This is a genomic window from Pantoea sp. M_10 (genome assembly GCF_008631515.1).
Lineage (GTDB): Bacteria > Pseudomonadota > Gammaproteobacteria > Enterobacterales > Enterobacteriaceae > Pantoea > Pantoea anthophila.
On the sequence record NZ_VWUL01000008.1, the window covers coordinates 23,393 to 47,643 of the forward strand.

The following is a 24,251-nucleotide window of genomic DNA, read 5'->3' on the forward strand; positions in this document are numbered from 1 at the left end:
GACGATGAGCATGAAAACCAGTGATTTTTTTGTCCAGCGCCTGAAAGAGTGGGGTGTGAGCCGCATTTACGGCTATCCGGGGGACGGGATTAATGGCGTGCTGGGGGCCATTCAGCGCGCGAACGCCAAAGGGGACGGCATCGAATTTATTCAGGTGCGTCACGAAGAGATGGCCGCCTTTATGGCGGCCGGTCACGCGAAATTCACCGGTGAGCTGGGCGTCTGCCTCTCAACCGGCGGGCCGGGTGCGACCCATCTGCTGACCGGGCTCTATGACGCAAAAATGGATCATGCGCCGGTTCTGGCGATTGCCGGACAGGCGGAAGCGACCGCGCGCGGGGCCAGTTATCAGCAGGAGATGAACCTGGACCGCATCTTCTCGGATGTGGCGAACTTCGTTCAGGAAGCCGCCACCCCGGCGCAGGTGCGTCACCTGCTTGATCGTGGCGTGCGGATTGCCAAAGCGCAGAATGGCGTGGCGGTGGTGATCCTGCCGAAAGATATTCAGGATGAAGCCTGGCAGCCGCCGCAGCACCTGCACGGCTTCACCCACTCCGGCAGTGGCTATCAGCGGCCGAAAGTGATCCCCTATGAGGAGGATCTGCAACGCGCCGCTGAGGTGCTCAACGCCGGTAAAAAAGTGGCGATTCTGATTGGGGCAGGCGCACGCAATGCCGCTGTCGAGGTGGTGCAGGTCGCCAATGTGCTGGGGGCCGGTGTGGCAAAAGCGCTGCTGGGCAAAGATGTGCTGCCGGACGATGCGCCCTTTGTAACCGGCTCGATTGGCCTGCTCGGCACCAAACCCTCATCCGATTTAATGCAGAACTGCGACACCCTGCTGATGATCGGCAGCGGCTTCCCCTGGACCGAATTTCTGCCGGAAGAGGGCAAGGCGCGAGCGGTGCAGATCGATATCGATCCCGCCATGCTCGGCCTGCGCTATCCCAGCGAAGTGAATCTGCACGGCGATGCGGCAGAAACCCTGCGCGCGCTGTTGCCGCTGCTGGAGCACAAAGAGGATCGCAGCTGGCAGGAAGGGATTGCGGTTCAGGTGCGTGACTGGTGGACGCTGATGGAGGAGCGCGCGATGGCACCGGCGAACCCGGTCAATCCGCAGCGGGTGGTGTGGGAGATGTCCCCGCAGCTGCCGGACAACGCCATTGTCACCTCTGACTCCGGTTCCTGTGCCAACTGGTTTGCCCGCGACTATCGCGTCAAACAGGGGCAGCGGGCCTCGCTCTCCGGCGGGCTGGCCTGCATGGGCGCAGCGGTGCCTTACGCCATTGCAGCGAAATTTGCGCACCCGGATAAACCGGTAGTGGCGCTGGTGGGTGACGGCGCCATGCAGATGAACAACATGGCTGAACTGATCACCATCCAGAAATACTGGCAACAGTGGGCCGATCCGCGCCTGATCGTCTGCGTGTTTAACAACGAAGATCTCAATCAGGTGACCTGGGAGCAGCGCGTGATGGAGGGCAACCCCCGCTTTGACGCCTCGCAGCAGGTGCCGGACGTGAAGTACGCGGAATTTGCCCGCTCGCTGGGCATGGTCGGGATTTTCGTGGATAACCCTGACGACCTCGCAGGGGCCTGGCAGCAGGCGCTCAGCGCCGATCGCCCGGTGCTGCTGGAGGTGAAAACCGATCCGGAAGTGGCGCCGTTACCGCCGCATATCACCTTTAAACAGGCAAAAGCCTTTATGGCCTCCATGGCGAAGGGCGATCGCGGCGCAGCGCAGATCATCAGCGACACCGCCAGCCAGCTGTTCCATAAAAGCACGAAGGGCTAAGCCAGGCGATGGCGCCTCGCTAGCCTTATCTGTCTCTCCCCGGATACGTTCGTATCCGGGTCTTATCGCTTCATCAAACGCAACAGGAGTCCTACTATGGCGGCTCAATCAGGCCCAGTCTGGTTTATATCGGGATGTTCGACCGGTTTTGGTCGGGAACTGGCGCAGCAAACGATCGCACGGGGTTTTAACGTGGTGGTGACGGCCCGGAACCTGTCGGCCGTGGCCGACCTGGTGGAAGGTCATGATAATGCGCTGGCGGTCGCGCTGGATGTCACGCAGCAGGCGAGTATCGATCAGGCGGTGCAGGCGGCCATCGGTGCGTTCGGAACGATTGACGTGCTGGTGAACAACGCCGGTTATGGCTATCAGAGTTCGATTGAAGAGGGGGTAGAGAGCGAAATCCGCGCCCAGTTTGACGCTAACGTCTTCGGTCTGTTTGTCCTGACGCGCGCCGTGCTGCCCGCGATGCGCCAGGCGCGCAGGGGGCACGTTATCAACATTACCTCGGTGGCCGGATTGATCGGCTTTGCCAGCTCAGGCTATTACGCCGCCAGCAAACATGCGGTGGAGGGCTGGTCCGATGCGCTGGCCCAGGAGGCCGGGCCGCTGGGCATTCATGTCACCTGCGTCGAGCCAGGCCCGTTCCGCACCGACTGGGCCGGACGCTCGCTGCATCAGACGCCAAGCACGCTGCCGGACTATGCAGAGACCGCCGCCGCGCGAATGAAAGCCACCGCCGACTACAGCGGCACGCAGAAGGGCGATCCGGCGCGCGCCGCCGCAGCGATGATCGCAATTACTGAACATGATCATCCGCCCCGGCATCTGGTGATGGGAGCCTGGGGCCATGACGCCGTGACCAGCAAACTCAAAGAGCGGCTGGCGGAAATTGAGGCGTGGAAACAGACATCGGTGGAGACCGATTTTCCGGAATCGCAGTGAGTTGCAGGTGGCATGAAGCCGCCGCGGTTTAACCAGAAGCGGTTAAAAACAGGAAAGGCCCGTATATGGGCCTTTAAGCGCTAATCGGGGATGTTAGCTTCCTGCCTTTCGCGCGCGTTCAGTTCTTTTAGCTTACGGCGCAACAGGGCAGATGAGGAACGTTTTCTCGCCTGAGCTAACTGGGCTTTAATGGCGGGTAGATCGGGCCTGTCCAGCCACTCAGCAATCAAAAGTGCCCTTAACTCCCTGTTCTCGGCCTCAGCCGCATCTGTGATGCCATTGTGTTTATCGTAAAACGACATAGCAAGCTCTCCCTGTAGTCACTGTTTTATAAGCCTGGAAATAGTCCGGGATTAAAGGTTGCGGCGTTTTCTTCGGCAACCCGGTCCGGCGATTGTAGCGCAGTTCATTTTTTAAGCCAGGCAAAGCGTCGTAGATCTCCTCAAGGGGTGTCGGACGATTGCGGTCAACGATCTCTCCTGATGCAGCCTGGAAAACAAAACCGCCCACAAAGAAGCTTTCATGGTGTGCCATTAATGCCAGGAATACGCGTTTGATAACGACAGCACTGCCTAATCCTGCAAAGCTGATATGGCGGAAATCACCCAGGCATTCCATACCATCAAAGACGTCAAAACAAACTTCATAAATATCTTCTTCAATGCGCACTTCTCATCCCTGTCGTAACTTATAAATCCCTGAAACCCGATTTTCAGTTCCTGCGCAGCACCGTCAAACATCCATGGTAAAAATAAGGTTATTCATTCCAGCATTTCAGCCGCCGTTACGGATTAACAACACCGTTTTGTAAGCCAGCCCGCAAAACCATTCACCTGTCACGCCCCCTTATCGCGCAGCCCTGCGCCATCATCGTGCTGAAAAAATAAACAGGCACGCCCGTCCACCACCATAAGAATTCGATCTTGTATCCCAGCCCGTATTCCATCTGGCATCCCTGCTTCAGAGTGCCCGGCGTCATGTCAGCTGGCACGGTTCATGCACTACCTGACGGGTACAATTCTGGCGAGGTAATCCATGTTTGACTCCTGATTAGACGAAGATGCCACCACGATGGCCGCACTTATCCGCAGCGGGGAGGTGTCAGCCTGCGAGCTGACCGGGGCCGCACTGGAGCGAATGGCGGAACGGGAACCGGCAATACAGGCCTTTTGTGCCCCCACGCCCGATCTGGCGATGGCGCAGGCCAGGGCGCTGGATGCCCGCCGCGCTCGCGGAGAGACGCTGGGCGCGCTGGCGGGGGTGCCGCTGGCGGTGAAGGATTTGATCTGCACGGCCAGTGTCAGAACCACCTCCGGTTCGGCGGCTTACCGGGATTTCGTGCCGGAAGAGGATGACATCACGGTAGAACGCCTGCTGGCCGCCGATGCCATTCTGCTGGGGAAAACCACCGCACCGGAGTTTGGCTACAGCGCGGTCGGGCACAATCCGCTGTTTCCGTCGCCGCGTAATCCCTGGAATACTGAGATGACGCCCGGCGGCTCCAGTGCCGGGTCCGGTGCGGCCGTTGCGGCGCGGCTCTGTCCGATTGCGCTGGGCAGTGATGGGGGCGGATCGGTTCGCATTCCGGCGGCGCACTGCGGCATCTTTGGTTTCAAGGCGTCGATGGGGCGGGTGCCGCTCTGGCCCGGCTGCCGCGATGAACGCTATCCCGGCGTGTCGAGCTGGGAGTCGCTGGAGCACATCGGCCCGATGACGCGCAGCGTGCGCGATGCTGCCCTGATGATGTCACTGATGGCGGGCCCGGATATGCGGGATCGTCACTCCATCCCCTGCAGCGACGTTGACTGGCTGGGCACGCTCCGGCAGCCAGCCAGCAAACTGCGCATCGCGTTCAGCGCAGACCTGGGTTATGTCGCGGTGGATCCGGAAGTGCGGGCGGTGGTCAGTGCGGCCGTGCAGCGCTTTGCCGCTGAAACCGGCGCGGAACTGGAGCTGGCCGATCCGGGCTTCAGCGATCCGGCCGCCGCTTTCGGTGCGCTGGTGGCGATGGAGAGCGATCTCACCGGCATGCGTCAGATGATGGCGGAGCAGGGCAGCGCCATGTCACCCCATCTGATCGCCATGCTGCAGCGTGAGTGGCGGGCGGAAAACTTCACTGACGCTATCGCGGTGCGCAAAGCGGTCAGCAACAGCCTGTGGCGCTTTATGCAGCGTTACGACCTGCTGATCACTCCGACGCTGGCGGTGCCGCCGTTTCCGCTGGGAAGCCAGGGGCCGGAAATCATTGCGGGGCGGATGGTCCGTAGCGACCACTGGCTCTCATTCTGCTACCCGTTCAACTTCACCGGTCAGCCCGCGGCGTCGGTGCCCGCCGGTTTTACCGCCCGCGGCCTGCCCGTGGGTCTCCAGATTGTCGGACGGCATCTTGATGATGCCTTAGTGCTGGCTGCCAGTGCCGCTTTCGAGCGCATTCAGCCGTGGAATCACCTTCAACCGGGAATCACACAATGAAAACATCGTCTTCACCTGCGCTGGAGCAGGAGTTTGAACACCAGCCGGTGCCAGTGTCGCATCGTCACTCCACCCGCTCGGTCTCGGCAGTCTGGTTCGGTTTTCCGATGATCCTCACCAATGCCTTATTTGGCGGCATCATCACCTGGCATCTGGGCTTCTGGCCTGCACTGATCGCCATTCTGCTGGGGAATCTGGTGCTGTTTGCCTATGTCGGCGCGCTGAGCTGGTTCGCTGGCAACAGCGGCATGAATTTCGCCCTGCAGGCCCGGCGCACCTTTGGCAGCAAAGGTTATATCCTGGTCTCCGGTTTTCTCTCGACGGTGGTGATCGGCTGGTATGCCTTTCAGACCGGTCTCACCGGCACGGTGATTAATCAGACCTTTGGCTGGAACGCGCTGGCGGTGACGGCCTTTGCCATGCTGCTCTACACCGGCATCACCTTTCTGGGCGTGCGGGCGCTGTCGGTGCTGGGGATGATCGCTGCGCCGCTGTTCGTGGTGCTCGGCATCGTGGCGCTGTGGCTGATAGGGCGGGATCATGATTTCGCCGTCGTCACGCAGTGGCAGGGCAGCGCCAGCACGGCGGGTGCCATGAGTATGGGCACCGCGGTCACGATGGTGGTCGCCGGTTTCGCCGACTCCGGCACCATGACCGCGGACTTTACCCGCTGGTCGAAGAATGGCCGCTCGGCGGTGATCGCGGCTTTTTCCGCTTTCCCGGTTGCCAACGTGATCTCCTACCTTTTCGGCGTGGTGATTGTGGCGGTAGGCGCGGCGGTTGACCCGCTGACCAACGGCGGAAACTTCCTGCCGATGCTGATGGGCCACAGCGCGTTTCTCTCGGTGGTCGCCTGTCTGTTTGTGTTTATTAACCTCGGATCGGTCTGCACACACTGTCTTTACAACGGCGCGGTAGGATTCAGTCATCTCTTCAGCAGCAAAATGCGGCTCTGGACGCTGATTCTGGGTGGCATCGGCGGCGTGCTGGCACTGGCGGGGGTCTGGTCTTACTTCCTGGAGTGGCTGAGCCTGCTGGGCATCGTGGTACCGCCGTTTGGCGCAGTGATGATCGTGGATTTGATCTTTATGGCGCGCATCAGCGAACAGCGTCCGGCACAGCGTTTCCGCGGTACCGCGTTCGCCGCCTGGGCGATTGGCAGCCTCTGTGCGGTGATCGCCCATGTGGCCTTTCCGCAGTTCGGTGAAGCCGTCATTGGCCTGGTCACGGCCGCCCTCAGTTACAGCCTGATTAGCAAACTGCGCATGCCGCGCCCGGAAATGGAGAACAGTCATGCCCGACTACAGCGTTAATTCCACCCCCTACGCCTGGCCGTTCGATGGCCGTTTTACCCCGGCTGACACTGCCCTGATCGTCATTGATATGCAGACCGACTTCTGCGGCGTGGGTGGCTATGTCGATAGCATGGGCTATGACGTCAGCCTGACCCGTGCGCCCATCGCCCCGCTGCAGCAGGTGCTCGCCGCGATGCGTGCACGGCAGTTTCCGGTTATTCATACCCGCGAAGGGCACCGGCCCGATCTCAGTGACCTGCCAGCCAATAAGCGCTGGCGGTCGCGGCGGATGAATGCCGGGATTGGCGATGTGGGGCCGTGTGGCCGCATTCTGGTGCGGGGTGAACCGGGCTGGGAGATTATCCCGGAGCTGGCGCCGCTGCCGGACGAAGTGGTGGTGGATAAGCCGGGCAAAGGCTCGTTTTACGCCACCGATCTGGAGCTGATTCTGCGCAGTCGCGGCATCCGCAATCTGATCCTGACCGGCATCACGACGGATGTCTGCGTTCACACCACGCTGCGCGAAGCCAACGATCGCGGCTTTGAGTGTCTGGTGCTCTCCGACTGCTGCGCGGCAACTGAACGGCGTCACCACGAGGCGGCGCTGAGCATGATCCATATGCAGGGCGGCATTTTCGGCGCGGTCGCCTCGTCTGCGGCGCTGCTGGACAGCCTAGGCGCATAGCGGTCTGCTGCTGATACGGATAGCCCGGGCGCACCGGCGCGCTCAGGCTATCCTCCCGGCCGTTACGCCAGCGGCGTCGTCTCTGGCGCGACGGAGGTCATCAGCGCCACAAGCTGATCGGCGGGCACCGCCTGACTGAAGAGATAACCCTGCAACTGATTACAGCCTGCATCCGCCAGCGCCGACATCTGTCCCGGCGTCTCGACACCCTCCGCCGTCACCATCAGGCCCATGGCATGCCCCAGTTTCACCACCGACTCCACAATCGCCACGGAATTTTCTGCCACGCCCAGCGACTGGGTGAAAGAGCGATCGATTTTGATTTTATCGACCGGGAAAGTACTCAGATAGTTAAGGCTGGAGTAGCCGGTGCCGAAATCATCCAGCGCAATGCGGAAACCCGCTTCACGCAGCGCCACGATAATCGCGCGCGCCTCCCGTTCATCCTCAATCAGCACGCCTTCAGTGATCTCCAGCTCCAGGCGCCTCGGGTCGCCGCCGTGCTGGCTGACAATCGCCATAATCCGCTCAACAAAGCCCGCCGATCGGAACTGCACGGGCGAGACGTTGACCGCCACCAGCAGCGTCGGGAAACGCTGCTGCGTGGCACAGGCTTCAGCGAGCACCCACTCACCCAATGGCATAATCAGGCCGGTCTCTTCGGCAATCGCAATAAACTCACCGGGTGCGATCAGGCCGCGTGTCGGGTGGTGCCAGCGCAGCAGCGCCTCAATGCCGACCATCTGCTGACCGCCGATGTCCATCAGCGGCTGATACCACACCTCCAGCCCCTGACGGCTCTGCAGCGCGGAGCGCAGATCCGCCGCGATAGCCTGGCGGGTGCGCACCGACTCATCCATCGCCCGTTCAAACTGACGATATTTACCACGCCCGCCGCTTTTGGCTTCATACAGCGCGATATCCGCTTTGCGCATCAGCTCCAGCCGATCGATACCGTCTCTGGGCGCGAGAGAGAGCCCGATACTGGCACCGCTCCATACTTCGCTGCCAAACAGCGTCACAGGCAGGGCCAGCTCGTCGACGATGCGCTGGGCCAGACTCTGCGCCTGGCCCAGGTTTTCGACATCCGGCATCACCACAATAAATTCATCGCCCCCGATGCGTCCCACGGTGTCGCTGGCGCGCACGATCCGGCTCAGGCGCTGCGCCACGGCGATGATCAGCTCATCGCCGGCGTGATGACCATAGGTGTCGTTGATGGTTTTGAAGCGGTCGAGATCGATCAGCAGCAGGGCCACCCGCTGATCGTGGCGCGTCGCCAGCGCCAGTGCCTGCGTCATGCGCTCTTCAACCAGCGCGCGATTGGGCAGACCGGTCAGCACATCATGAAACGCCAGATGCTGCGCCTGCGCCTCTGAGGCGCCGAGCCGCAGCATCGACTGCGACAGGCTGACCAGCGAATGCCAGAGCCGCCACACCATATAGAGACACAGCAGGGAGATCGCCAGCACCGCCAGCCCGGTTGAGGGGCCAATGGTCCGCAGCATCTGCGCACCGGGACGGGAGGGAACCCACTCCAGATACCCCACCGGATCGCCCGCCTGCGCCACCAGCAGATAGCGCGCTGCGCTGCCTGGCTGCGCTGTGCCGTCCGTGAAGTGCAGATCCTGAAGCTGATTGCGTTCCGCCAGGCTCGCCAGATAGCCATCATCCAGAAATTTCAGGCTCACCAGCCGGAAACGGGGCAGGGTGCGGCTCTCCTGCTGAATATTGCCGACGGCCAGGGCGGCGGCACGGTTCGTTACCCGTGCATAGTCGGCCCTGTCCGGGCGCGCCGGATCGGTGACCAGCGTACTCTGCAACACCTCACCCGCCAGCGGATCGCTATCCGGCGCAGCGACCGGCTGGCCCTCGCGCCAGACTCTGACGATCTGGTTCTGCTGATCCAGCACCATAATCAGCTGATGTCCGAACATTTCGTAGAGCCATTCACCGATGTTCTCATCCAGCCAGCGGTCGCTGTTGCTCGCGGAGAGGTGCTGCTCAAGCGGCGCCCAGCGCGACAGGCTGTGCAGCTGGCGCAGATGTTCATTCAGGCTCTGCGAAAACGAGGCTTCAATCATCCGCTGCTGTTGCTGCCGGGCTTCGGCGTTAGTGAGAGAGGTGCCGATAAACAGCGCCGTGCCGGCACCCGCAAAGGTGAGCAGCAGGATGGCGACCAGTGGTACCAGCACTTCACGCAGAAAGCTGTGGCGGAAATCAGCAGAAAGTTTAATGCTATTAATCATATTGTTGTTTTTCTCAGCGACGGCGGGGCACAGTTTAAAATTAGCAGACAAGACTCTGTCGTCTACATTTAGCGGGGGTTATAGTGAGTCCGGCAGCAATTTTTGTTGTCGCAGGGGAACGAAAAGGGTCAGAAAAGCGAAACGGTTATATCAGGCGGGTTAATGATATCGGCCAGGGCCGCAGGCAACTTCTGTCACTGTCCGTCCTGGCTTAAAGGCAAAAGAGGCGCATCAGGGGCGCGGGCTGGCGAGGCTTTTCCTGTCAACTTTGCAGGTATGGTTCATACTTGAACCCATTGATTGTATTACAGACGGATGACCGTGAAGACAACGGTTACTGCATGTGTCACTTATCTGACAACCCGGTGTTGTCAGCTTACTAAAAGGGAAAATAATGCCATTGTTATTCGGTGAGTTATCTGGTTTCCCGTCGTGGGTACCTGTTGTATTACTCGTCTCGCTTTCATTTGTACTGGGTTTCCTGGGCCGTCTTATCCTGCTCGCGTTTATCCGCTACTGGCAGAGTCGCGACAGGAAGCTGTTCAAATCGCTGGAGAAGCACCTCAGTGGGTCGATGTTCTTTTTCATCCCGTTATTAATGATCAATGTGGGTCTTAATTACATTAACTTTCATCCTGACTCGCTGGATTTAATTACCAATATCATCAATGTGTTTATTATTATGTCGTTTTGCTCGGTGTTAATACGCCTGACCAATGTGGCGCAGGATATGCTCTATATCCGCTACGACATCAATATCTCAAATAATCTGCGCGCGCGTAAAATCCGCACACAGATTATCTACGTCAAAAAAGTGGTTATTGTCATTCTGGTGTTATTCTGCCTGTCGCTGATTCTGCTGAGTTTCCCGAGCGTGCGTAAATTTGGCACCACCATCCTGGCAGGGGCCGGTGTGGCGGGGATTATCATAGGTTTTGCGCTACAGAAGTCGCTGGTGAATCTGTTCGCCGGTATTCAGATCGCCTTTACCCAGCCGATTAAAATTGATGATGCGGTGGTGGTAGAGAAAGAGTGGGGCTGGATTGAGGAGATTAACCTGACCTATGTGGTCGTGCGGATCTGGGATCTGCGCCGCCTGGTGCTGCCAATCACCTACTTTACCGAGAATCCGTTCCAGAACTGGACGCGCAACAACGCTCAGATTCTCGGTTCAGTCTTTCTCTATGTGGACTACTCAATGCCGCTTGAGCCTCTGCGGACGCACTTTGAAAAGGTGCTGAGCGAAACCCGCCTCTGGGATGGGGAAACCCAGGTGCTTCAGGTGACCGATACCACCGAGAAAACCATGACCATCAGGATGCTGATGACCGCGCAGAACTCGCCAATCGCCTTTGATTTACGCTGCTACGTGCGGGAAAAGATGATCGAGTTTATTCAGCAGAACTACCCGGAAAGCCTGCCGCAAGTAAGGGCATCATTGACGGATAGCGGGCGTGAGAAGGGAGAGAGAGGAGTGGCTGAGCAGGTTTCAGGTATGGCGGACTGAGTGGTTTTGAGCGCTCCAGGGAGGGTGACCGTCACCCCTGAATGACACAAATGAGCCCTGACAGGCTCATTTGTGCTTCTGGTTGCTTCGGGGCCGTGACCTGAGTGCCCGGTGCAGAAAATTCACACTAAGCGGATGCGCATACCGGACATTCGTCCGGATGTTACAGAGCGTAGCCACAGACCAGGACTGTAAGCAGGGTAGTGTCTGCTATGTGCGAGGAGCAGACGAGAATCGTCAATGGCATTCAATGCTCCGAGCGAGATGACATAGGCTAACTGAGCCGCCTGTTTGCGGAAATAATCGCTGTGAATGTTAAATGTGTTAACGCCAGATAACACAAATCACCTCATTTATGCCTGTCTGGCGTTATATTATTTATACCTGTGTCATTAAAGTATTGAAAGAAATGTCAAAGCCTGAAAAACTCCTTACCGTCACCTGATATCAATTTTTTAACATTTCATTAATAAATAATGAGGCTATTAATTTCAGGCAATTTAACTTACAGGCTGGGGTAACTGACTATCATATTCTTGCTGTGCCGCTATTACTGCTCCGAGATTTTCATTTGTCCATTCAAGTAAAGTGTGAAAAATTTTGTCTAGCGAGTGACCTAAGGGTGTTATGCGGTATTCGACGGCAATAGGTGAAGTGGCCACTACGCATCTTTCCACAATCCCATTTCGTTCAAGTTTGCGTAAACATTGTGTCAAAGCCTTTTGAGTGATTCCACCGATTCTGCGTTTTATCTCATTGAATCTTATTGGCTTTTCGCTCACGGTCAATATTACCAGCACGGACCATTTATCGGATATCTGGTCTAAAACAATCCTATTAGGACAAGATGCAATTCTATTTGACGTTGTCATAAACCCGGTTTCCTGTTTGCTACTTAGTAGATAAAAAGTGCCTGATTGACCTGTTCTGCATTCTGTATATCATCGAATCTGATTCCAGTGAAACTAAACCCTCTTAGGTCAGATCACTTTTCTCTTATACGTTGATGTTAAATTTAAAGGGTTAAATATGATTGCAGTGACAGGTGCAAACGGTAAATTGGGTAAGCAAGTCATTATGAAGCTTCTTTCCTTTTATCCTGCTGAAAAAATTGTTGGCCTTGCCCGGAACCCTCAAGACGCAGGAGATCTTATAAAGTTGGGGGTACAGATTAAACAAGCCGACTATGATAAACCTGAAACAGTATCAGCTGCGTTATTTGGCATTAAAAAACTGTTACTGATTTCGGCTGTGATTCCCAGTGAAAGGTTCAGACAACATAAAAGCGTCATTGATGCTGCGCGCCAGGCTGGCGTGAGTTTAATTGCTTATACCAGCCAGTTACGTGCTGATACTTCGTCGTTCTCTTTGGCAAAAAGTCACAGAGAGACGGAGAGTTATATTAAAAAAAGTGGAATGGCGTACACCATCCTGCGTAATGGGTGGTATATAGAGAACCATACCGACAATCTTAATAAAGCTGTCCAGCATGGTGTACTGTTAGGCTCATCAGGAAAAGGACGCTTTTCCTCTGCTTCCAGAGAGGAATATGCTGAAGCTGCTGCTGTGGTGTTATCTCAGGATGGGCACATTGGAAAAGTATATGAGCTTGCGGGTAGCGATGCTTACACCATGTCTGAGTTAGCTGATCAGGTTAGCGAGTTGATCGGAAAAAAAATCGACTATCTCAATTTATCCTATCATGATCTTAAGCAAGTGCTTTTATCAGTTAACATACCTGAAATGATTGCAGATGTTGTTATTGAAGCAGATAAGCTATCGCAAGAGGGCGAGTTATTTAGTGACAGTAATGATCTCTCTATCCTGCTAGGAAGAAAAACGCTACCTATTCAGCAGGTGATTATTAACGAAATTAAACAAAAAAGACTGGGCTAATTCAATCAAGGTCTGGTGTCGATGTTAAGCTAAGTTTTTCTATTGTCTGGTATTGAGACAGGCAGGGAAGCCCATTTGATTTTATCAATACCCGGTTATATGGCCCTGTTTTACAAGCATGTAAAGCTTTAGAATATCCAGTTTAGTGATGCTAGCCAGGACTGGTGTGGAAAGATCATCATACCAGCAAGAGGGAACAACGTTCGCTTAGCCTGAGTTGCTTTATTTATCTGCGGGTGACAATATTTTGCCTTTAGGTAAATTTCGGTTTTAGAAAAATTTGATAAAGTCATTCATCATAATAGTTGTAAAATAGAAAAGTAAGCGATGCTTTCTTCAGAAGTATTATGTAAATATATCTCTTTGTGTATCTCTATGGATATGCATAAGGTGAGGCTGAGGGGAAATAAGGATTGAATATTCGTAATATAAAAAAGACTTTAATGAAAGCGTTGGTAGCGTCTTTTTGCTTCTTTTTTATGACGTTTTCTAACGCAGAGTCGGGAGAAAGTCATGATTTCGCGCTTTCTAAGTCAGAAATCAATGGTGGAAAAGAAAAATATCCGCGATATTATGAAGTTGTGGCTAAGAACTTAGTCATTTCAGGATGCAGCCTCACTACTTCCTGTGCCAATTTAAGTTTAAAAAATGAAGGATTCATTCGCATAGGGTTTATTACTTATAAGCTGCGCTGGTTTAAATTTTTTGCGCAGGATGTTAGGTATTACCTCAATGAGATGTTCCGTCACCAATGAAACCCCTCTGCAGGCAACCGGCAGTTCAGGCGAACGCGAAGATCTTGAGGTAACCTTATGAGTAACGCCAGTGATAAATGACGCGGTAAGACCGGCCCAGATGATAACAGCTGTATATATCCTGCAATGCTTAATCCCTGTCCCGACAGCCCAATCCCTCCTTCAGCAATAAATGAGCGGATATCATATCGTTTACGGCTATATTGACGTTCAGTGAGAGAATAGACGGCGTGGCTTGTCGATCATGCTTATCAGATTCAGTGGCTATCAGGCTGACATTGATGAAGCGGTTACTAACCCGGTCAATTTTTTCGATTGAGGAGATTACCCTGAGCTATGTGGTGGTACGGATCTGGGATCTGTGCTGCCGATTACCGACTTTACCCAAAATCCTTCCCAGAACTGGACGCGCAACAACACTCAGATTCTGGGTTCAGTCTTTCTCTATGTTGACTACTCAATGCCGCTTAAGCCCCTGCGGACGGACTTAAAAAGGTGCTGAGCGAAATCCGACTCTGGGATGGGGAAACTCAGGTGCTTCAGGTGACCGATACCACCGAGAAAACCATGACCATCAGGATGCTGATGACCGCGCTGAGCTTACGCTGCTACCTGCGGGAAAAGATGATCGAGTTTATTCAGCAGAACTACCCGGAAAGTTTGCCGCAGGTAAGGGCGTCGCTGACGGATAGGGGGCGTGAGAAGGGAGAGAGGGGGGCTGAGCAAGTTTCAGGCGTGGCGGATTAAGTGGTTTTGAGCGCGCCAGGGAAGGGTCACTCCTGAATGAACACAAATGAGCCGTAACAGGCTCATTTGTGCTTCTGGTTGCTTCGGGTGCCGTAACCTGAGTGCCTGGTGCAGAAAATTCACACTAAGCGGATGCGCATATCGGATATTCGTCCGGATGTTACAGAGCGTAGCCACATACCAGGCACTGTAAGCAGGGTAATGTCCGCTATAAGCGAGAAGCAGACTTTCCAGAGTCCTTCGAACGAAGGCAGGCGGATATATTCTTATCAATTTCCCAGAAATTCTCCAGAGTAAACGCCTGCTTACAGATAGATATTTAAATACATACTTTTGTTACATTTCAAAGCGTTTTTCTTATTAAGAGGCTGGGTTACTGTAAAAAAACAAATCTTCAAAATATTATGCTGCCTTCACGGCAAATACCCTTGCATTTATTTTTAATAAGAATGCAACAAATTTAATTTAAAGATAACAATAAAGCAATTCGTTTGTTTTATCAGCATTTTCTCAAATTAATAGTGCATTCATCTCATCAGAAAAAGCTAATGTTACCGGTAACGCTGCCGATAGGAATTTTATCTTTTAGAGGGAGATTAAAATGTCGGTCATCAGAAAATTTAAACTTTCAAAAGTACTTCTCACCAGTGGCATATTCATCATCGTTATTCAGCTTTGTGTAGGATTAGTATTTCTCAACTATTTAAAGTCTGACAGAGATAATTTCAGAAACGCTGACGTTGTGAGTAAAAAAGTACGGCTTTTGAGCGACATCTGGACGCAGTTAAACGAGGTGAGAGCAGACACTAACCGGATTGCTCTGTGGTTGATAAAAGATGGTCCGGGCAGTGAAAAAGTAAATTATTTTATTGCCCATGGAGAAAAGATTCTTAGTCAGTCAAGAAAAGATTTTTCCAGCTATCAGCAACTGGCTGATATCAGGGGAGTGCCAGAAGATATACAAAAATCTCTCCAGAAAAGCTTTCAGGCATATTCGGCCATTTTGCAGCAGTCGTTAAATAATGGCTATAAGAAGGATGCAAACCTTATGTTCTCGATTAATGCCGGCCCCTATAAGGATAAAATGCAAAGCGATTATGATGCATGGCGAAGCAGGGTGGCAGATATCAGCATCCACATTTCCGAAAAGAGCAGCGAGACTTACTCTAAGGTGACTGTGTTTTTCTATGGAATGATAATTTTCAATCTCATATTTATGTTCGGACTCATCAGGGTGTTTAAAAACGTGCTTATCCAACCCCTGTCACAGGTTTATGCGCAACTGGAACGTATTCAGTCAGGCGACCTTACCAGTGAGGTTAAAACAGAATTCCCTCGCAAAACTGAAATAGGGGGATTATTCTTTAAACTCAGTGAGATGCAGTCAGGTCTTATCAGGGTAATTTCCGAGATAAAAGAGGGGTCACTGAATATTGTCAAGGGTATCAGTGAGGTGAGTTCCGGCAACAATGAACTTTCAGCCCGCACGGAACAGCAGGCAGCGTCTATTGTTCAGACAGCATCCAGTATGGAGGAAATGACTGTGGCGGTTAAAAATAACGCGCAAAACTCTGCTGATGTATCTGAACTGATTAACGACACCAGAACAAAGTCTGAACAGGGTAAATCCGTAGTCCTGTCACTGTCAGACAGGTTGAAAACCATGCAGGAAAAATCGTCAAAAATTAACGATATTACCGGCATTATTGAAAGCATCGCTTTTCAGACCAATATCCTGGCACTGAATGCGGCCGTTGAGGCAGCCAGGGCGGGCGAGCACGGAAAAGGATTCGCTGTCGTAGCCGGAGAGGTCAGGAATCTTGCGCAAAAAAGCTCATCGTCAGCGAAGGAAATCAGCGATCTTATTAGTGATTCAGTAACGGAAATTGAAGAAGGTGCAAAGCTATCTGATGTCGCTCAGGACTCAATTTCAGGCGTTTATGATGCGATACTGGAGATACATGATGTTATGCATAACATCAGAACCGCTACGGATGAACAAAGCAAGGGGCTTGAGCAAATTAATATTGCTATTTCTGAACTTGACACTGTTACCCAAAAAAACTCTGCACTGGCTGAAGAGACCTCATCAGCAGTAATGCTTGTTGAGAGTGAAACCGTGAATCTGAATCGCGTGGTTGATTCATTTAAAACCGGCTAATTCGATATGTCGCTTAACGAATAAATCAGATGGCGGGATATTCAAATGCTGAAACAAGTTTTGAATATCCTTCCTTTACGTCAATAGTGATATTTACATTAAGACTTCTCAGCGCCTGTTTGCTGCCTGACGGCCGTTTCCGGCACCTTTCCCTGTCCGTATCCTGAAAAGACGTCCCTGATCATCCCGGCATGTTTGCATTACTACGCGGTAAGATCTGTTCTACGCGGATTAGCAAATGCACTGTTGGAAACGTCCGCTTCTGTCGTGGACAGACCGTTGCGGCGCAACGGCCGCTATGAGCTTTTTGTGGTCATCACGCTCGTCTTTTTTCCAGCTTTTACAGGGGTTACAACTTCAGTAAGTTCTTCGTCAGACCTGCCGGCTTTAAAGAACGCAACGGCCTGACGCAGAAGGAAAGCTTGTTCCTCAAGGGAAGCCGCCGCGCTGGCCGAATGTTCAGCCAGCGGACTGATGGGATTTGAGGCTCAGGAACAAAGCCCATTTCCGTATTCCGGTCTCGGATACTCAGGCGTACGGGCAGCTTGGAAACTCGATGGTGGTTCCGGTTTTTATTGCTGTGGAGCAGCTACTTTTTCCGCTCATCGAACAACATCTTAGCCAAAAAAACTTAGCGCCACAGGGCCATAATTTTTTTTAAGGCCGCGCATTATGCTGTTTTGCGGTGAATTGCGTCCCCTGTCACCAAATTGTCATGCCCACTCCCAATACTCTTTTTTATTTTTTTGGGGGCGTTAGATGTCACTCCTTTCTGTAATCTCGTTACCGCTACGTTTACGCACGCGTCTTACCTGGCGTATGCCGCTTTGGCTCACCAGCCTTCGCAGCCAGTTTTTGCTGTTTATCGTGCTGTTTTGTTTACTGCAGTTCGCAGGCGTACTGCTGCTCAGTAATCACGTTAATCAGACGCAAATTTCACTTGAGCAAGGCAATCAACTCCGGGAAAGGTTGGCCCTGCTGGATAAAGCACGTATCGAGTTGCTCACCGCCAGTGATAACAGCCACCGCGCCGGTATCTATTTAATGCAGGATCAGCAAAGCGGCTCGGTCGATAGCTGGAAAAGTCTGGCGGCCGCCTCCAGGGATTCGTTAACAAAAGCCCAGTCGCTGTTCACCGCCTACCATGCTAAAGCGGACAGCCCCCTGGCTCAGGACTTCGCGATGTTAGCGGAAGGTTTGCAAGAGCAGTTGAAAGGGTTAGCGGCCAATGACATTAATGCCTTTTTTATTGTGCCGATGCAGGCATTCCAGCAGCAGTTTAACGATGCCTGGTTCAGCGAGCTTGAACAGGCCAACCATCAGTTGAGCAGCGTGAATCAACTTACCCTCAGTACACTGAAGCAGAGCCGCAATATGTCGCTGATCGTCAGTGCCATTTTGATGGCGCTACTGGTGCTGGCCTCCAGCCTGCTGATGCGCGGCGTGCTATTGCCGCTTCGACGAGCCAACCGACAGCTGGAAAAGATTGCAACAGGCGACCTGGTACCGAACCATGACACGCCGGGTCGCCAGTGTTTAGAGACGCGCCAGCTGTTTCAGTCGATCGAATCGATGCGCTTCGGTCTGCAGCAGATTGTCAGTGACATTAATAATGTTGCGGTCAGCGTGGCGGCCGGTGCAGAAGATATGCAGCAGCATAACGAACAGTTCATGCAGCAACATCAGGCGCAGAATGCCAGTTTCCACTATCTGTCACAGCGTTTATACCGCGTGTCTGAAGAAGTCGAAATTGGTGCACAGCTCTCGCAGCAGGCCACACAGGAGGCGCAGTCAGCTGATGCTCTGATGCGCAATTGCGTCACGGAAGTCGACAATATGGAACTTAAAATGCAACAGATCGTTGCTGCCTCGGGCGATATCGCCGGGATTGTCGCCATGCTGGATAGTCTGTCAATGCAAACCCGATTACTGTCGTTAAATGCCGCCATTGAATCCGCTCACGCCGGAACGTACGGCCGCAGTTTCTCCGTTGTCGCCAAAGAGATGGGACTGCTGTCGCAAAAGAGTGGTGAATCAACACGTCAGATTGATGGTTTAATTCAGCACACTCAACAGCATGTGAATGATGGTTTTGACAAAGTTAAGGCGCTGGAAGTGCTGTTCACGCAAATCAGTGGCGCGGTTTCGGGGGTAGTAACACAATTGGATGAGTTACAGCAAAATAGCATCGCGCAAAGTCATCGCGTCAGTAAAATTGCGCAAGAAGTGGTGGAGATGAGTAACCAGCTGCAGCAAAACGAAGCACTCAACGCCCATCAGGTCAATTCTGCTACGCAATTGCGTGAACTCTCTGGTCGCCTCGCGCAGCGGGCACAGCAATTCCGCGTCGATGCAGCTTAAGTGCAGAGATAAAAAGCCCGTGAATGACGTAATACTTATCAGTTAAGATCTTAATGGGGGCCGCAACAGCTAACGTTGCGGCCTCTTTTTTACTGCCTTAAGGTAATGTCGCGTTCTTCTTTCCGGCAGCGCCAGCCCTGAAGCCATCACCATTATCTCTTCTATTATTCGCGGTATTTTCCCCCGACAGCAGGCTCAGCTGACTTCTCAGATAAAGGGCAGATTTCTTAAAAAGGGGCTTCAAACACCCGGCCGTCCGACGGAGACCAGGGGTATCAAAAGCCATCACCAGAAAGTCCGGCACGCCATCAGTCACCTCCAGAGCATATCCCACCGGCCTCTTCACGCCGTACTGCGCGATATAAAACTCATAACCGCCCGGTACGCCGTACAGCAGGCCACCGTTGAAGCCGTTAATTTTCACATCGGGACGGGTGGGGGAGCAGCAGACGCATATAAAATTCAGCCGTGTCTTCCGCGATGGTATCACTGCAGACCGGGTTCCAGCATTTACTCAGGGCAGTCCCATCACGCCTTACCAGTCAAAATGCTTTCGCTTCCACAGGCTATTTATCAGTAAGCGTCGCATATTGACCGTGTTCACACTCGTATGGAGGTGTATCAGCTCAGACTTTAGCTGATAGGTTTTGTTGATTTGGCACAATTAATCAGTGAGGGGCTGTTGTGAGCGAAAAGCGGACGTCAAATGATAGCAGCAGGGACGTTCTGCCATAATAAATATAACAACCCGCTCGCGAACCCTTTTTGGTATTGCTTTTTCAGACAAAAGTGCAGGGCAGTATAAAACCGCCGTTTTTTACTGCAACCAGCCTATCCACGTTTTACTTTTTTAATTGCCATTTTAACTAACCAATATATGGCTAAAGCGTAAAACGCGATAACGATTAAAAGGGAAAAGAACGTAACCGGATCCGTACCAGCTTCGTATACGTCATCCTGATAACTGCTGAAAATTTGGTGAGAATGCTCAACGAGCCACGCCGTCAGCGGATAGAGTGGCATCCCGTAACGCGAAACCATAAAGGCCACAATAAAGCACACGAAAAAAACCGCTGCTTTTTTAGCGAATTTTGCAGTTTGCAAAGTTACTTTCTCCCTGAACGTCAACATAGCCGTATGCCATCAGGCTGTTCCGCGAACCCGGCACGCGAATTTTTTTTCTCCGGAGCAGCGCCTGTCTTACCGTATAGAAATCAGTACGCCGTACGAAGGTGATACACCCTTCACTTTCTCCGGAGCCGTCTGGACGAAGAGGATGCAGGCGGAAACCGCCGCGGGCAACGCCATTGATGAAGATGGAATCACTCATCGTTTCCGAATTAAAGAGCGCAAACCACTCTGAATGATTTGAGCTGTTCCAGGTGTCGACGGCCCATCCTCTGATCCGGTTAGCGATACTGCCTTCAGGACGCGGAACAATCCAGTAGCGCCCGACCGGAATGGCACTTTTAGGCCTGTAGGTGCAGTTTGGGTCATTGGTATAGGGCTTTTGGCCGGAAAAGACCGGAAAGGTACCCACGCCATAAACGTGCAGCTTTGCCTCGCCACCGCCCTTAGTCAGATCGTCGTAGCTCATTCTCATTAATTGCATTAAACACTCCCTGTAAGTTATAAGGCAACCCATTCAACCGGGCAATGCTATCATTACTCCATAGAGAAGTTAACGGGCAGGCTGGCTCTTGACAGCCAGAGCTCTTCTGCGAGCCAGACAGCGTTATTTATCATAAGACTGCTTGCCGCACTCCGTCAGGGTGACTCGGCGTAATCCTTGAACACAAATACTCACGTCCACTTCTGGCACAACGCGGAATTCGGCAAGCTAGTGTCCGCTATGAGCGAAAAGTGAACGTAAACAGAGCAACTTCAGGGTGAATTTCGGGTTGATTCATTAAATGAAAGAGGAAGTATGGCAGGAGCGAAAACAGATACTGTATCTCATGGAGAAGCGCTCAGGAATGTGTTTTGGAATAGGCGCGCATAGTGCGATTTTTCATCAGGTGATAAGGTCGGGTTTCCCGGAAATTTATAAACAGGAGTGAACGTGAGCACGCTAGAAAAATATGAATGGCACAAGGATAACTATCTCGTAAGTACAGACAGGAAAAGGCTGGATGTGCAGGCCATCCATCGTTATCTGACTCGGTCGACCTGGGCTAAAGGGATTGATCGGAATATTGTCAGTCTATCAATCGAAAACAGCCTTAATTTTGGTGTTTATCACGATGACGCTCAGATTGGTTTCGCGCGTTTAATCACAGATTACGCTACGTTCGCCTACCTTTGTGATGTTTATATCCTTGAAGAATATCAGGGAGAAGGGCTAGGTAGGTGGATGATGCAATGCATACACCATCATCCTGTTTTCGAGCGGCTTCGCAGAATCATGTTGTTTACTACCACCGCTCCCTGGCTCTATGAAAAATTTGGCTATGAACCTGTTAATCGGGAAAACTATGCATGGAGTATCACAAGGCCTGACATTTATTCCTGTGTGAAAAAGTCTGGTTAACTGACCTGCTCTCTGTTGCTTATCTGCGCCTGTCATCAGAATGTCCGATTTGAGCGAGAAGCGGACATCGTGTTTAAGGTAATATTGCCTAACTCAAATGACCGTTAGAAAACTAACGTTCAAGTAGATGTGTGGCAATTCCCCATCTGAGCGCCATGCATTTTCCATCCAAAAAATCGAAAACGGAGTAACTCGCATTGGGGTGAGCGTACCGGGTAAAGTTATCGATAGTCCCTTCTTTAAGTATTGCTAACACTCCCTGACTGACATGCCCATGCGTCACGATACACACGCACAGATGTTCTTTGGTGCCTTGCAGACCTTGTAAGAAAGTTATTACTCGTTGAGTTGCCTGTGCTAATGACTCTCCCTCTGGCGGACAATACTCTGCATCAAATTTGAATAACGCATTTGCATCTTTCGGATGGTGTTGAAGGAGCTGTGCCGTTGACATGCCTTCAAACTGACCAAATGCCTGTTCTTTAAGAGCAGTTTCAGCTACCAATGAGCAACCAAAGCACTCAGACAGGCTCTGTCCCATTTGCCAGGTACGACCAAGTGGAGAAGCGTAAACACGTTCAACCTGGTAATCACTCGCGACAAATGCTGCAAGTAAGGCTGATGTTTGGCGCTGCCCCCGGTGAGTCAACGTACTATCGCTCTGCCCCTGAATAAGACCTCTCGCATTCCACTCTGTTTCTGCGTGTCGAACAAGAATCATTTTCATCGTTGGTGCACCATGCATATTGTTGATTTAAATGTCCTGTAATAAACATACCAGCCAGCTGTAGCGGAATGCTTTCTGTTCCGGACTAAAAACAGGAAAAAATTTAGCTGAATGCAAACCGGGATGGCCTGTCTCACGAGGGATGCATCGAACGTAGATAATGTCCACTTCTGGCCCAAAACAGACCACGGCAGGCCAGAATCCGCTATAAGCGGGAAACCTGCGTCGCTGCTGCGTGAGCTGGAACAGAGCTTTTGTGCTGGAGCGAGCGACAAGCACAGTCCGCATTGAAAAATATTTCTAATGTTTCTGCTTTCGCTGTCGATAACCTGATGGCTGGCTGAGTGATGATTTCACTCAGCATTTATTTGTACATTTCAAACGATAAGGATATTTATGAACAAGCTTTGTGTTGCGGCGCTGTTGGCTCTGAGTTTAACCGGCTGTGCGCAGCAGACTTTCGTAATGAAACAAAATCAGGTTGGCGCGGCGACGAAAACCACCAGCCAGCCGTTCTTTGTTTCAGGTATCGGTCAGCGTAAGAGCATTGATGCGGCGCAGGTCTGCGGCGGCCAGGAAAAAGTCAGTCGGGTTGAAGTGCAGCAGACCTTTGTTAATGGCTTACTGAGCGTGGTGACGTTTGGTATCTACACGCCACGTGAAGCGCGCGTTTATTGCGCCATCTGATCATGCCTGAGGCCGGTTCGCCGGCCTCATTCTGCGCCCGTCATTAAACGATCAAGCTGCTGATAGTTGTCGCCATGTTCGCCCCATCAGACAGCCTCTGTGCCGGTAATGACATGAACGCACGCAGGGATTAATTCACCGGGTCAGGTGGGTTGTCGCCGATCTGCGCATGGTGCGCAAGTTCATACTCGATGAACGCCTCAATCATGCTCCTGTACACCTTCGCAATAATGACCTCAGGAAGTCCTTTCTCCGCCGCGAGTCGGCAGACTTTATCAATGACCTGCTGCACCCGGTCTGGCGCGCGCACTGCGGCGTGATCGGCTTTGAACGTTGCCGCAGCTTTCACACATTCAGCACGCTGAGCAATCATGCTCACCAGCTGAACATCGATCCGATCAATCTCTTTTCTGACCTCTTCAAGTGTGGCGAACATCATTTCTGCACCTGTGAACTAGTACGATAGTTCGCAAAGATACAGTATGTGTCGGCTGAAAACCAGCGGCATCGGGAAAAGGTAAGCCCGTCAGGCTTACCCCTCGTTACCCGGCTCAGGCCACGTTACTGCGTCAGCGAGAAGCCCGCGTCAAAATGGTTTGCCTTGTTATTGAACTGCTCGATCCGCGTTGCCAGCTGTGAAATATGGTCATAGCTGATGCGTTTGAAAAAGTCATTATCACCGCTGTTGTGCACCAGCTGCGTGAAGGCGGATAACCAGCCGGCGCTGCTCGCGGTGGTGTCTGTGATGCTGAGCATGGCATCCCGTTCTTTCTGCGTGGCATGCTCACCGTGACTGATGCTATCCAGCTGTTGCTCAAACTGCGTGACGCCTGCCGTGTCGCCGTACTGGCGGGCGATATCCAGTGAGCGCTGGGTCAGATCCTGCAGGATAGCATCCTGCGCAGAGGCCTTATCTGACACAAACTTTTCCACTTCACGGTAACTCTCAGCCTGCTGATCCGCAGGAACAAATCGCTCAACCAGTTTATTTAACATGCCCTGGGTGACGGCCAGATCCATTGAAAGCGTTGTGGAGTTACCAGAGCCGGTATAGGAGTGCAGGGCATCGGAAATCAGTCCGGACATATCGGTTTCAGAAAGAGAGGAGTGGGACTGTAAAGCGGAAAACCAGGTATCGATATCGTTGGTAATGCCGTTCGTCGTGCTGCTGTTTTTTTCGATAGTGCTGTTGCGTATCTGAATCACTTCTTTCAGGTTTTTATCTATTGCCTCCTTGCTGAGCTGTGTGGTCGAAGAAGGGGCATCTGCAATCAGCCTGTTGACCGTCTCCCGGGCAAGCGGAATAGTTTTGGGCATACTCTCCTGCTTGCTGAAAACGTCACTCTCTTTAAACCCGTTATCGATTGAGCTAATCATTACTCTCTCCATGTTGTGTGAAAGAAGCCTGATAATAATATCGGGTGTTCATAAGAAAACTTGAC

At 52.5% G+C, this 24,251-nt stretch carries 22 protein-coding genes and 1 pseudogene; 13 read left to right on the forward strand and 10 right to left on the reverse strand.

Going from position 1 to position 24,251, the window contains the following annotated elements; all coding sequences use genetic code 11:
- The first annotated feature begins 4 nt into the window (after positions 1-4).
- Together F3I47_RS18620 and F3I47_RS18625 are read left to right on the forward strand one after the other, a co-directional pair.
- Complete coding sequence (locus F3I47_RS18620) at positions 5-1,792, forward strand: thiamine pyrophosphate-requiring protein (protein ID WP_140028934.1); 1,788 nt, start codon at positions 5-7, stop codon at positions 1,790-1,792.
- A gap of 96 nt (positions 1,793-1,888) precedes the next feature.
- Positions 1,889-2,737, forward strand: a complete 849-nt coding sequence (locus F3I47_RS18625; protein ID WP_150029767.1) for an oxidoreductase — start codon at positions 1,889-1,891, stop codon at positions 2,735-2,737.
- A gap of 80 nt (positions 2,738-2,817) precedes the next feature.
- Here the strand turns inward: F3I47_RS18625 and F3I47_RS18630 are convergent, their stop codons facing one another.
- A complete protein-coding gene (locus F3I47_RS18630) occupies positions 2,818-3,039 on the reverse strand; it encodes a hypothetical protein (protein WP_150029768.1) in 222 nt (73 codons plus the stop codon).
- Positions 3,023-3,406, reverse strand: coding sequence for a hypothetical protein (locus F3I47_RS18635; RefSeq protein WP_223812748.1), 384 nt, complete (start codon positions 3,404-3,406; stop codon positions 3,023-3,025). Before F3I47_RS18635 ends, F3I47_RS18630 begins: the two co-directional genes overlap by 17 nt.
- Positions 3,407-3,808: 402 nt before the next feature.
- Between F3I47_RS18635 and F3I47_RS18640 the strand changes: the two genes are divergently transcribed.
- Genes F3I47_RS18640 through F3I47_RS18650 form a run of 3 tightly spaced genes read left to right on the forward strand, consistent with a single transcriptional unit; the run spans position 3,809 to position 7,189 of the window.
- Positions 3,809-5,209: an amidase gene (locus tag F3I47_RS18640; RefSeq protein ID WP_150029769.1), complete on the forward strand. Its 1,401-nt coding sequence runs from the start codon at positions 3,809-3,811 to the stop codon at positions 5,207-5,209.
- Complete coding sequence (locus F3I47_RS18645) at positions 5,206-6,522, forward strand: cytosine permease (protein WP_150029770.1); 1,317 nt, start codon at positions 5,206-5,208, stop codon at positions 6,520-6,522. The genes F3I47_RS18640 and F3I47_RS18645 overlap by 4 nt, the downstream gene beginning before the upstream one ends.
- On the forward strand, positions 6,503-7,189 hold the full coding sequence (locus F3I47_RS18650) for a cysteine hydrolase family protein (RefSeq protein WP_058957636.1): 687 nt from the start codon (positions 6,503-6,505) through the stop codon (positions 7,187-7,189). The genes F3I47_RS18645 and F3I47_RS18650 overlap by 20 nt, the downstream gene beginning before the upstream one ends.
- Before the next feature lie 62 nt (positions 7,190-7,251).
- Here F3I47_RS18650 and F3I47_RS18655 read toward each other — a convergent pair whose 3' ends face one another.
- The gene (locus F3I47_RS18655; protein WP_150029771.1) at positions 7,252-9,438 is read right to left on the reverse strand and encodes a bifunctional diguanylate cyclase/phosphodiesterase; all 2,187 of its coding nucleotides are present in this window, start codon (positions 9,436-9,438) and stop codon (positions 7,252-7,254) included.
- Positions 9,439-9,832: 394 nt separating this feature from the next.
- Between F3I47_RS18655 and F3I47_RS18660 the strand changes: the two genes are divergently transcribed.
- Positions 9,833-10,945 (forward strand): mechanosensitive ion channel family protein, encoded by a 1,113-nt coding sequence (locus F3I47_RS18660; protein WP_058957638.1) that lies wholly within the window; start codon positions 9,833-9,835, stop codon positions 10,943-10,945.
- Between the two features lie 500 nt (positions 10,946-11,445).
- Here F3I47_RS18660 and F3I47_RS18665 read toward each other — a convergent pair whose 3' ends face one another.
- Complete coding sequence (locus F3I47_RS18665; RefSeq protein ID WP_150029772.1) at positions 11,446-11,817, reverse strand: helix-turn-helix domain-containing protein; 372 nt, start codon at positions 11,815-11,817, stop codon at positions 11,446-11,448.
- A 157-nt stretch (positions 11,818-11,974) separates the two neighbouring features.
- Between F3I47_RS18665 and F3I47_RS18670 the strand changes: the two genes are divergently transcribed.
- From F3I47_RS18670 to F3I47_RS18695, 5 genes and pseudogenes are all read left to right on the forward strand, one after another.
- Entirely contained in the window at positions 11,975-12,841 is an 867-nt protein-coding gene (locus F3I47_RS18670) for an SDR family oxidoreductase (protein ID WP_150029773.1), read from the forward strand.
- 413 nt (positions 12,842-13,254) lie between these two features.
- Positions 13,255-13,596 carry a hypothetical protein gene (locus tag F3I47_RS18675; RefSeq protein WP_150029774.1) on the forward strand — a complete coding sequence of 114 codons (342 nt, stop codon included), beginning with the start codon at positions 13,255-13,257 and terminating at the stop codon, positions 13,594-13,596.
- A 314-nt stretch (positions 13,597-13,910) separates the two neighbouring features.
- Positions 13,911-14,343, forward strand: a pseudogene (locus tag F3I47_RS18680) (mechanosensitive ion channel family protein); the annotation flags it as partial.
- Positions 14,344-14,944: 601 nt separating this feature from the next.
- Positions 14,945-16,504: a methyl-accepting chemotaxis protein gene (locus tag F3I47_RS18685; RefSeq protein WP_150029775.1), complete on the forward strand. Its 1,560-nt coding sequence runs from the start codon at positions 14,945-14,947 to the stop codon at positions 16,502-16,504.
- 759 nt (positions 16,505-17,263) lie between these two features.
- A complete protein-coding gene (locus tag F3I47_RS18695) occupies positions 17,264-18,865 on the forward strand; it encodes a methyl-accepting chemotaxis protein (RefSeq protein WP_150029776.1) in 1,602 nt (533 codons plus the stop codon).
- 97 nt (positions 18,866-18,962) lie between these two features.
- Here the strand turns inward: F3I47_RS18695 and F3I47_RS18700 are convergent, their stop codons facing one another.
- The 3 genes from F3I47_RS18700 to F3I47_RS18710 all read right to left on the reverse strand — a co-directional run bounded on the left by F3I47_RS18700 (position 18,963) and on the right by F3I47_RS18710 (position 20,477).
- The gene (locus tag F3I47_RS18700) at positions 18,963-19,289 is read right to left on the reverse strand and encodes a hypothetical protein (protein ID WP_150029777.1); all 327 of its coding nucleotides are present in this window, start codon (positions 19,287-19,289) and stop codon (positions 18,963-18,965) included.
- A 407-nt stretch (positions 19,290-19,696) separates the two neighbouring features.
- Entirely contained in the window at positions 19,697-19,969 is a 273-nt protein-coding gene (locus F3I47_RS18705) for a hypothetical protein (RefSeq protein ID WP_150029778.1), read from the reverse strand.
- Positions 19,947-20,477, reverse strand: a complete 531-nt coding sequence (locus F3I47_RS18710; protein WP_150029779.1) for a DUF2778 domain-containing protein — start codon at positions 20,475-20,477, stop codon at positions 19,947-19,949. The genes F3I47_RS18705 and F3I47_RS18710 overlap by 23 nt, the downstream gene beginning before the upstream one ends.
- Before the next feature lie 450 nt (positions 20,478-20,927).
- Between F3I47_RS18710 and F3I47_RS18715 the strand changes: the two genes are divergently transcribed.
- Positions 20,928-21,395 (forward strand): GNAT family N-acetyltransferase, encoded by a 468-nt coding sequence (locus tag F3I47_RS18715; RefSeq protein ID WP_150029780.1) that lies wholly within the window; start codon positions 20,928-20,930, stop codon positions 21,393-21,395.
- Between the two features lie 112 nt (positions 21,396-21,507).
- Here F3I47_RS18715 and F3I47_RS18720 read toward each other — a convergent pair whose 3' ends face one another.
- Positions 21,508-22,122, reverse strand: a complete 615-nt coding sequence (locus tag F3I47_RS18720; protein WP_190311349.1) for a histidine phosphatase family protein — start codon at positions 22,120-22,122, stop codon at positions 21,508-21,510.
- 396 nt (positions 22,123-22,518) lie between these two features.
- Between F3I47_RS18720 and F3I47_RS18725 the strand changes: the two genes are divergently transcribed.
- Positions 22,519-22,809 (forward strand): Bor family protein, encoded by a 291-nt coding sequence (locus F3I47_RS18725; RefSeq protein WP_009089453.1) that lies wholly within the window; start codon positions 22,519-22,521, stop codon positions 22,807-22,809.
- A 130-nt stretch (positions 22,810-22,939) separates the two neighbouring features.
- Here F3I47_RS18725 and F3I47_RS18730 read toward each other — a convergent pair whose 3' ends face one another.
- The gene (locus F3I47_RS18730) at positions 22,940-23,248 is read right to left on the reverse strand and encodes a chorismate mutase (RefSeq protein ID WP_140925529.1); all 309 of its coding nucleotides are present in this window, start codon (positions 23,246-23,248) and stop codon (positions 22,940-22,942) included.
- A 122-nt stretch (positions 23,249-23,370) separates the two neighbouring features.
- Positions 23,371-24,186: a hypothetical protein gene (locus F3I47_RS18735; RefSeq protein WP_150029782.1), complete on the reverse strand. Its 816-nt coding sequence runs from the start codon at positions 24,184-24,186 to the stop codon at positions 23,371-23,373.
- Between the last annotated feature and the right edge of the window lie 65 nt (positions 24,187-24,251).

Bases quoted from the DNA above. Each gene is read 5' to 3' on its own strand.
- F3I47_RS18625 (WP_150029767.1), top strand. From the start codon at position 1,889: ATGGCGGCTCAATCAGGCCCAGTCTGGTTTATATCGGGATGTTCGACC.
- F3I47_RS18620 (WP_140028934.1), top strand. From the start codon at position 5: ATGAGCATGAAAACCAGTGATTTTTTTGTCCAGCGCCTGAAAGAGTGG.
- F3I47_RS18660 (WP_058957638.1), top strand. From the start codon at position 9,833: ATGCCATTGTTATTCGGTGAGTTATCTGGTTTCCCGTCGTGGGTACCT.
- F3I47_RS18630 (WP_150029768.1), bottom strand. From the start codon at position 3,039: ATGTCGTTTTACGATAAACACAATGGCATCACAGATGCGGCTGAGGCC.
- F3I47_RS18685 (WP_150029775.1), top strand. From the start codon at position 14,945: ATGTCGGTCATCAGAAAATTTAAACTTTCAAAAGTACTTCTCACCAGT.
- F3I47_RS18725 (WP_009089453.1), top strand. From the start codon at position 22,519: ATGAACAAGCTTTGTGTTGCGGCGCTGTTGGCTCTGAGTTTAACCGGC.
- F3I47_RS18665 (WP_150029772.1), bottom strand. From the start codon at position 11,817: ATGACAACGTCAAATAGAATTGCATCTTGTCCTAATAGGATTGTTTTA.
- F3I47_RS18710 (WP_150029779.1), bottom strand. From the start codon at position 20,477: ATGCAATTAATGAGAATGAGCTACGACGATCTGACTAAGGGCGGTGGC.
- F3I47_RS18670 (WP_150029773.1), top strand. From the start codon at position 11,975: ATGATTGCAGTGACAGGTGCAAACGGTAAATTGGGTAAGCAAGTCATT.
- F3I47_RS18655 (WP_150029771.1), bottom strand. From the start codon at position 9,438: ATGATTAATAGCATTAAACTTTCTGCTGATTTCCGCCACAGCTTTCTG.
- F3I47_RS18645 (WP_150029770.1), top strand. From the start codon at position 5,206: ATGAAAACATCGTCTTCACCTGCGCTGGAGCAGGAGTTTGAACACCAG.
- F3I47_RS18720 (WP_190311349.1), bottom strand. From the start codon at position 22,122: ATGAAAATGATTCTTGTTCGACACGCAGAAACAGAGTGGAATGCGAGA.
- F3I47_RS18640 (WP_150029769.1), top strand. From the start codon at position 3,809: ATGGCCGCACTTATCCGCAGCGGGGAGGTGTCAGCCTGCGAGCTGACC.
- F3I47_RS18730 (WP_140925529.1), bottom strand. From the start codon at position 23,248: ATGATGTTCGCCACACTTGAAGAGGTCAGAAAAGAGATTGATCGGATC.
- F3I47_RS18735 (WP_150029782.1), bottom strand. From the start codon at position 24,186: ATGATTAGCTCAATCGATAACGGGTTTAAAGAGAGTGACGTTTTCAGC.
- F3I47_RS18695 (WP_150029776.1), top strand. From the start codon at position 17,264: ATGTCACTCCTTTCTGTAATCTCGTTACCGCTACGTTTACGCACGCGT.
- F3I47_RS18650 (WP_058957636.1), top strand. From the start codon at position 6,503: ATGCCCGACTACAGCGTTAATTCCACCCCCTACGCCTGGCCGTTCGAT.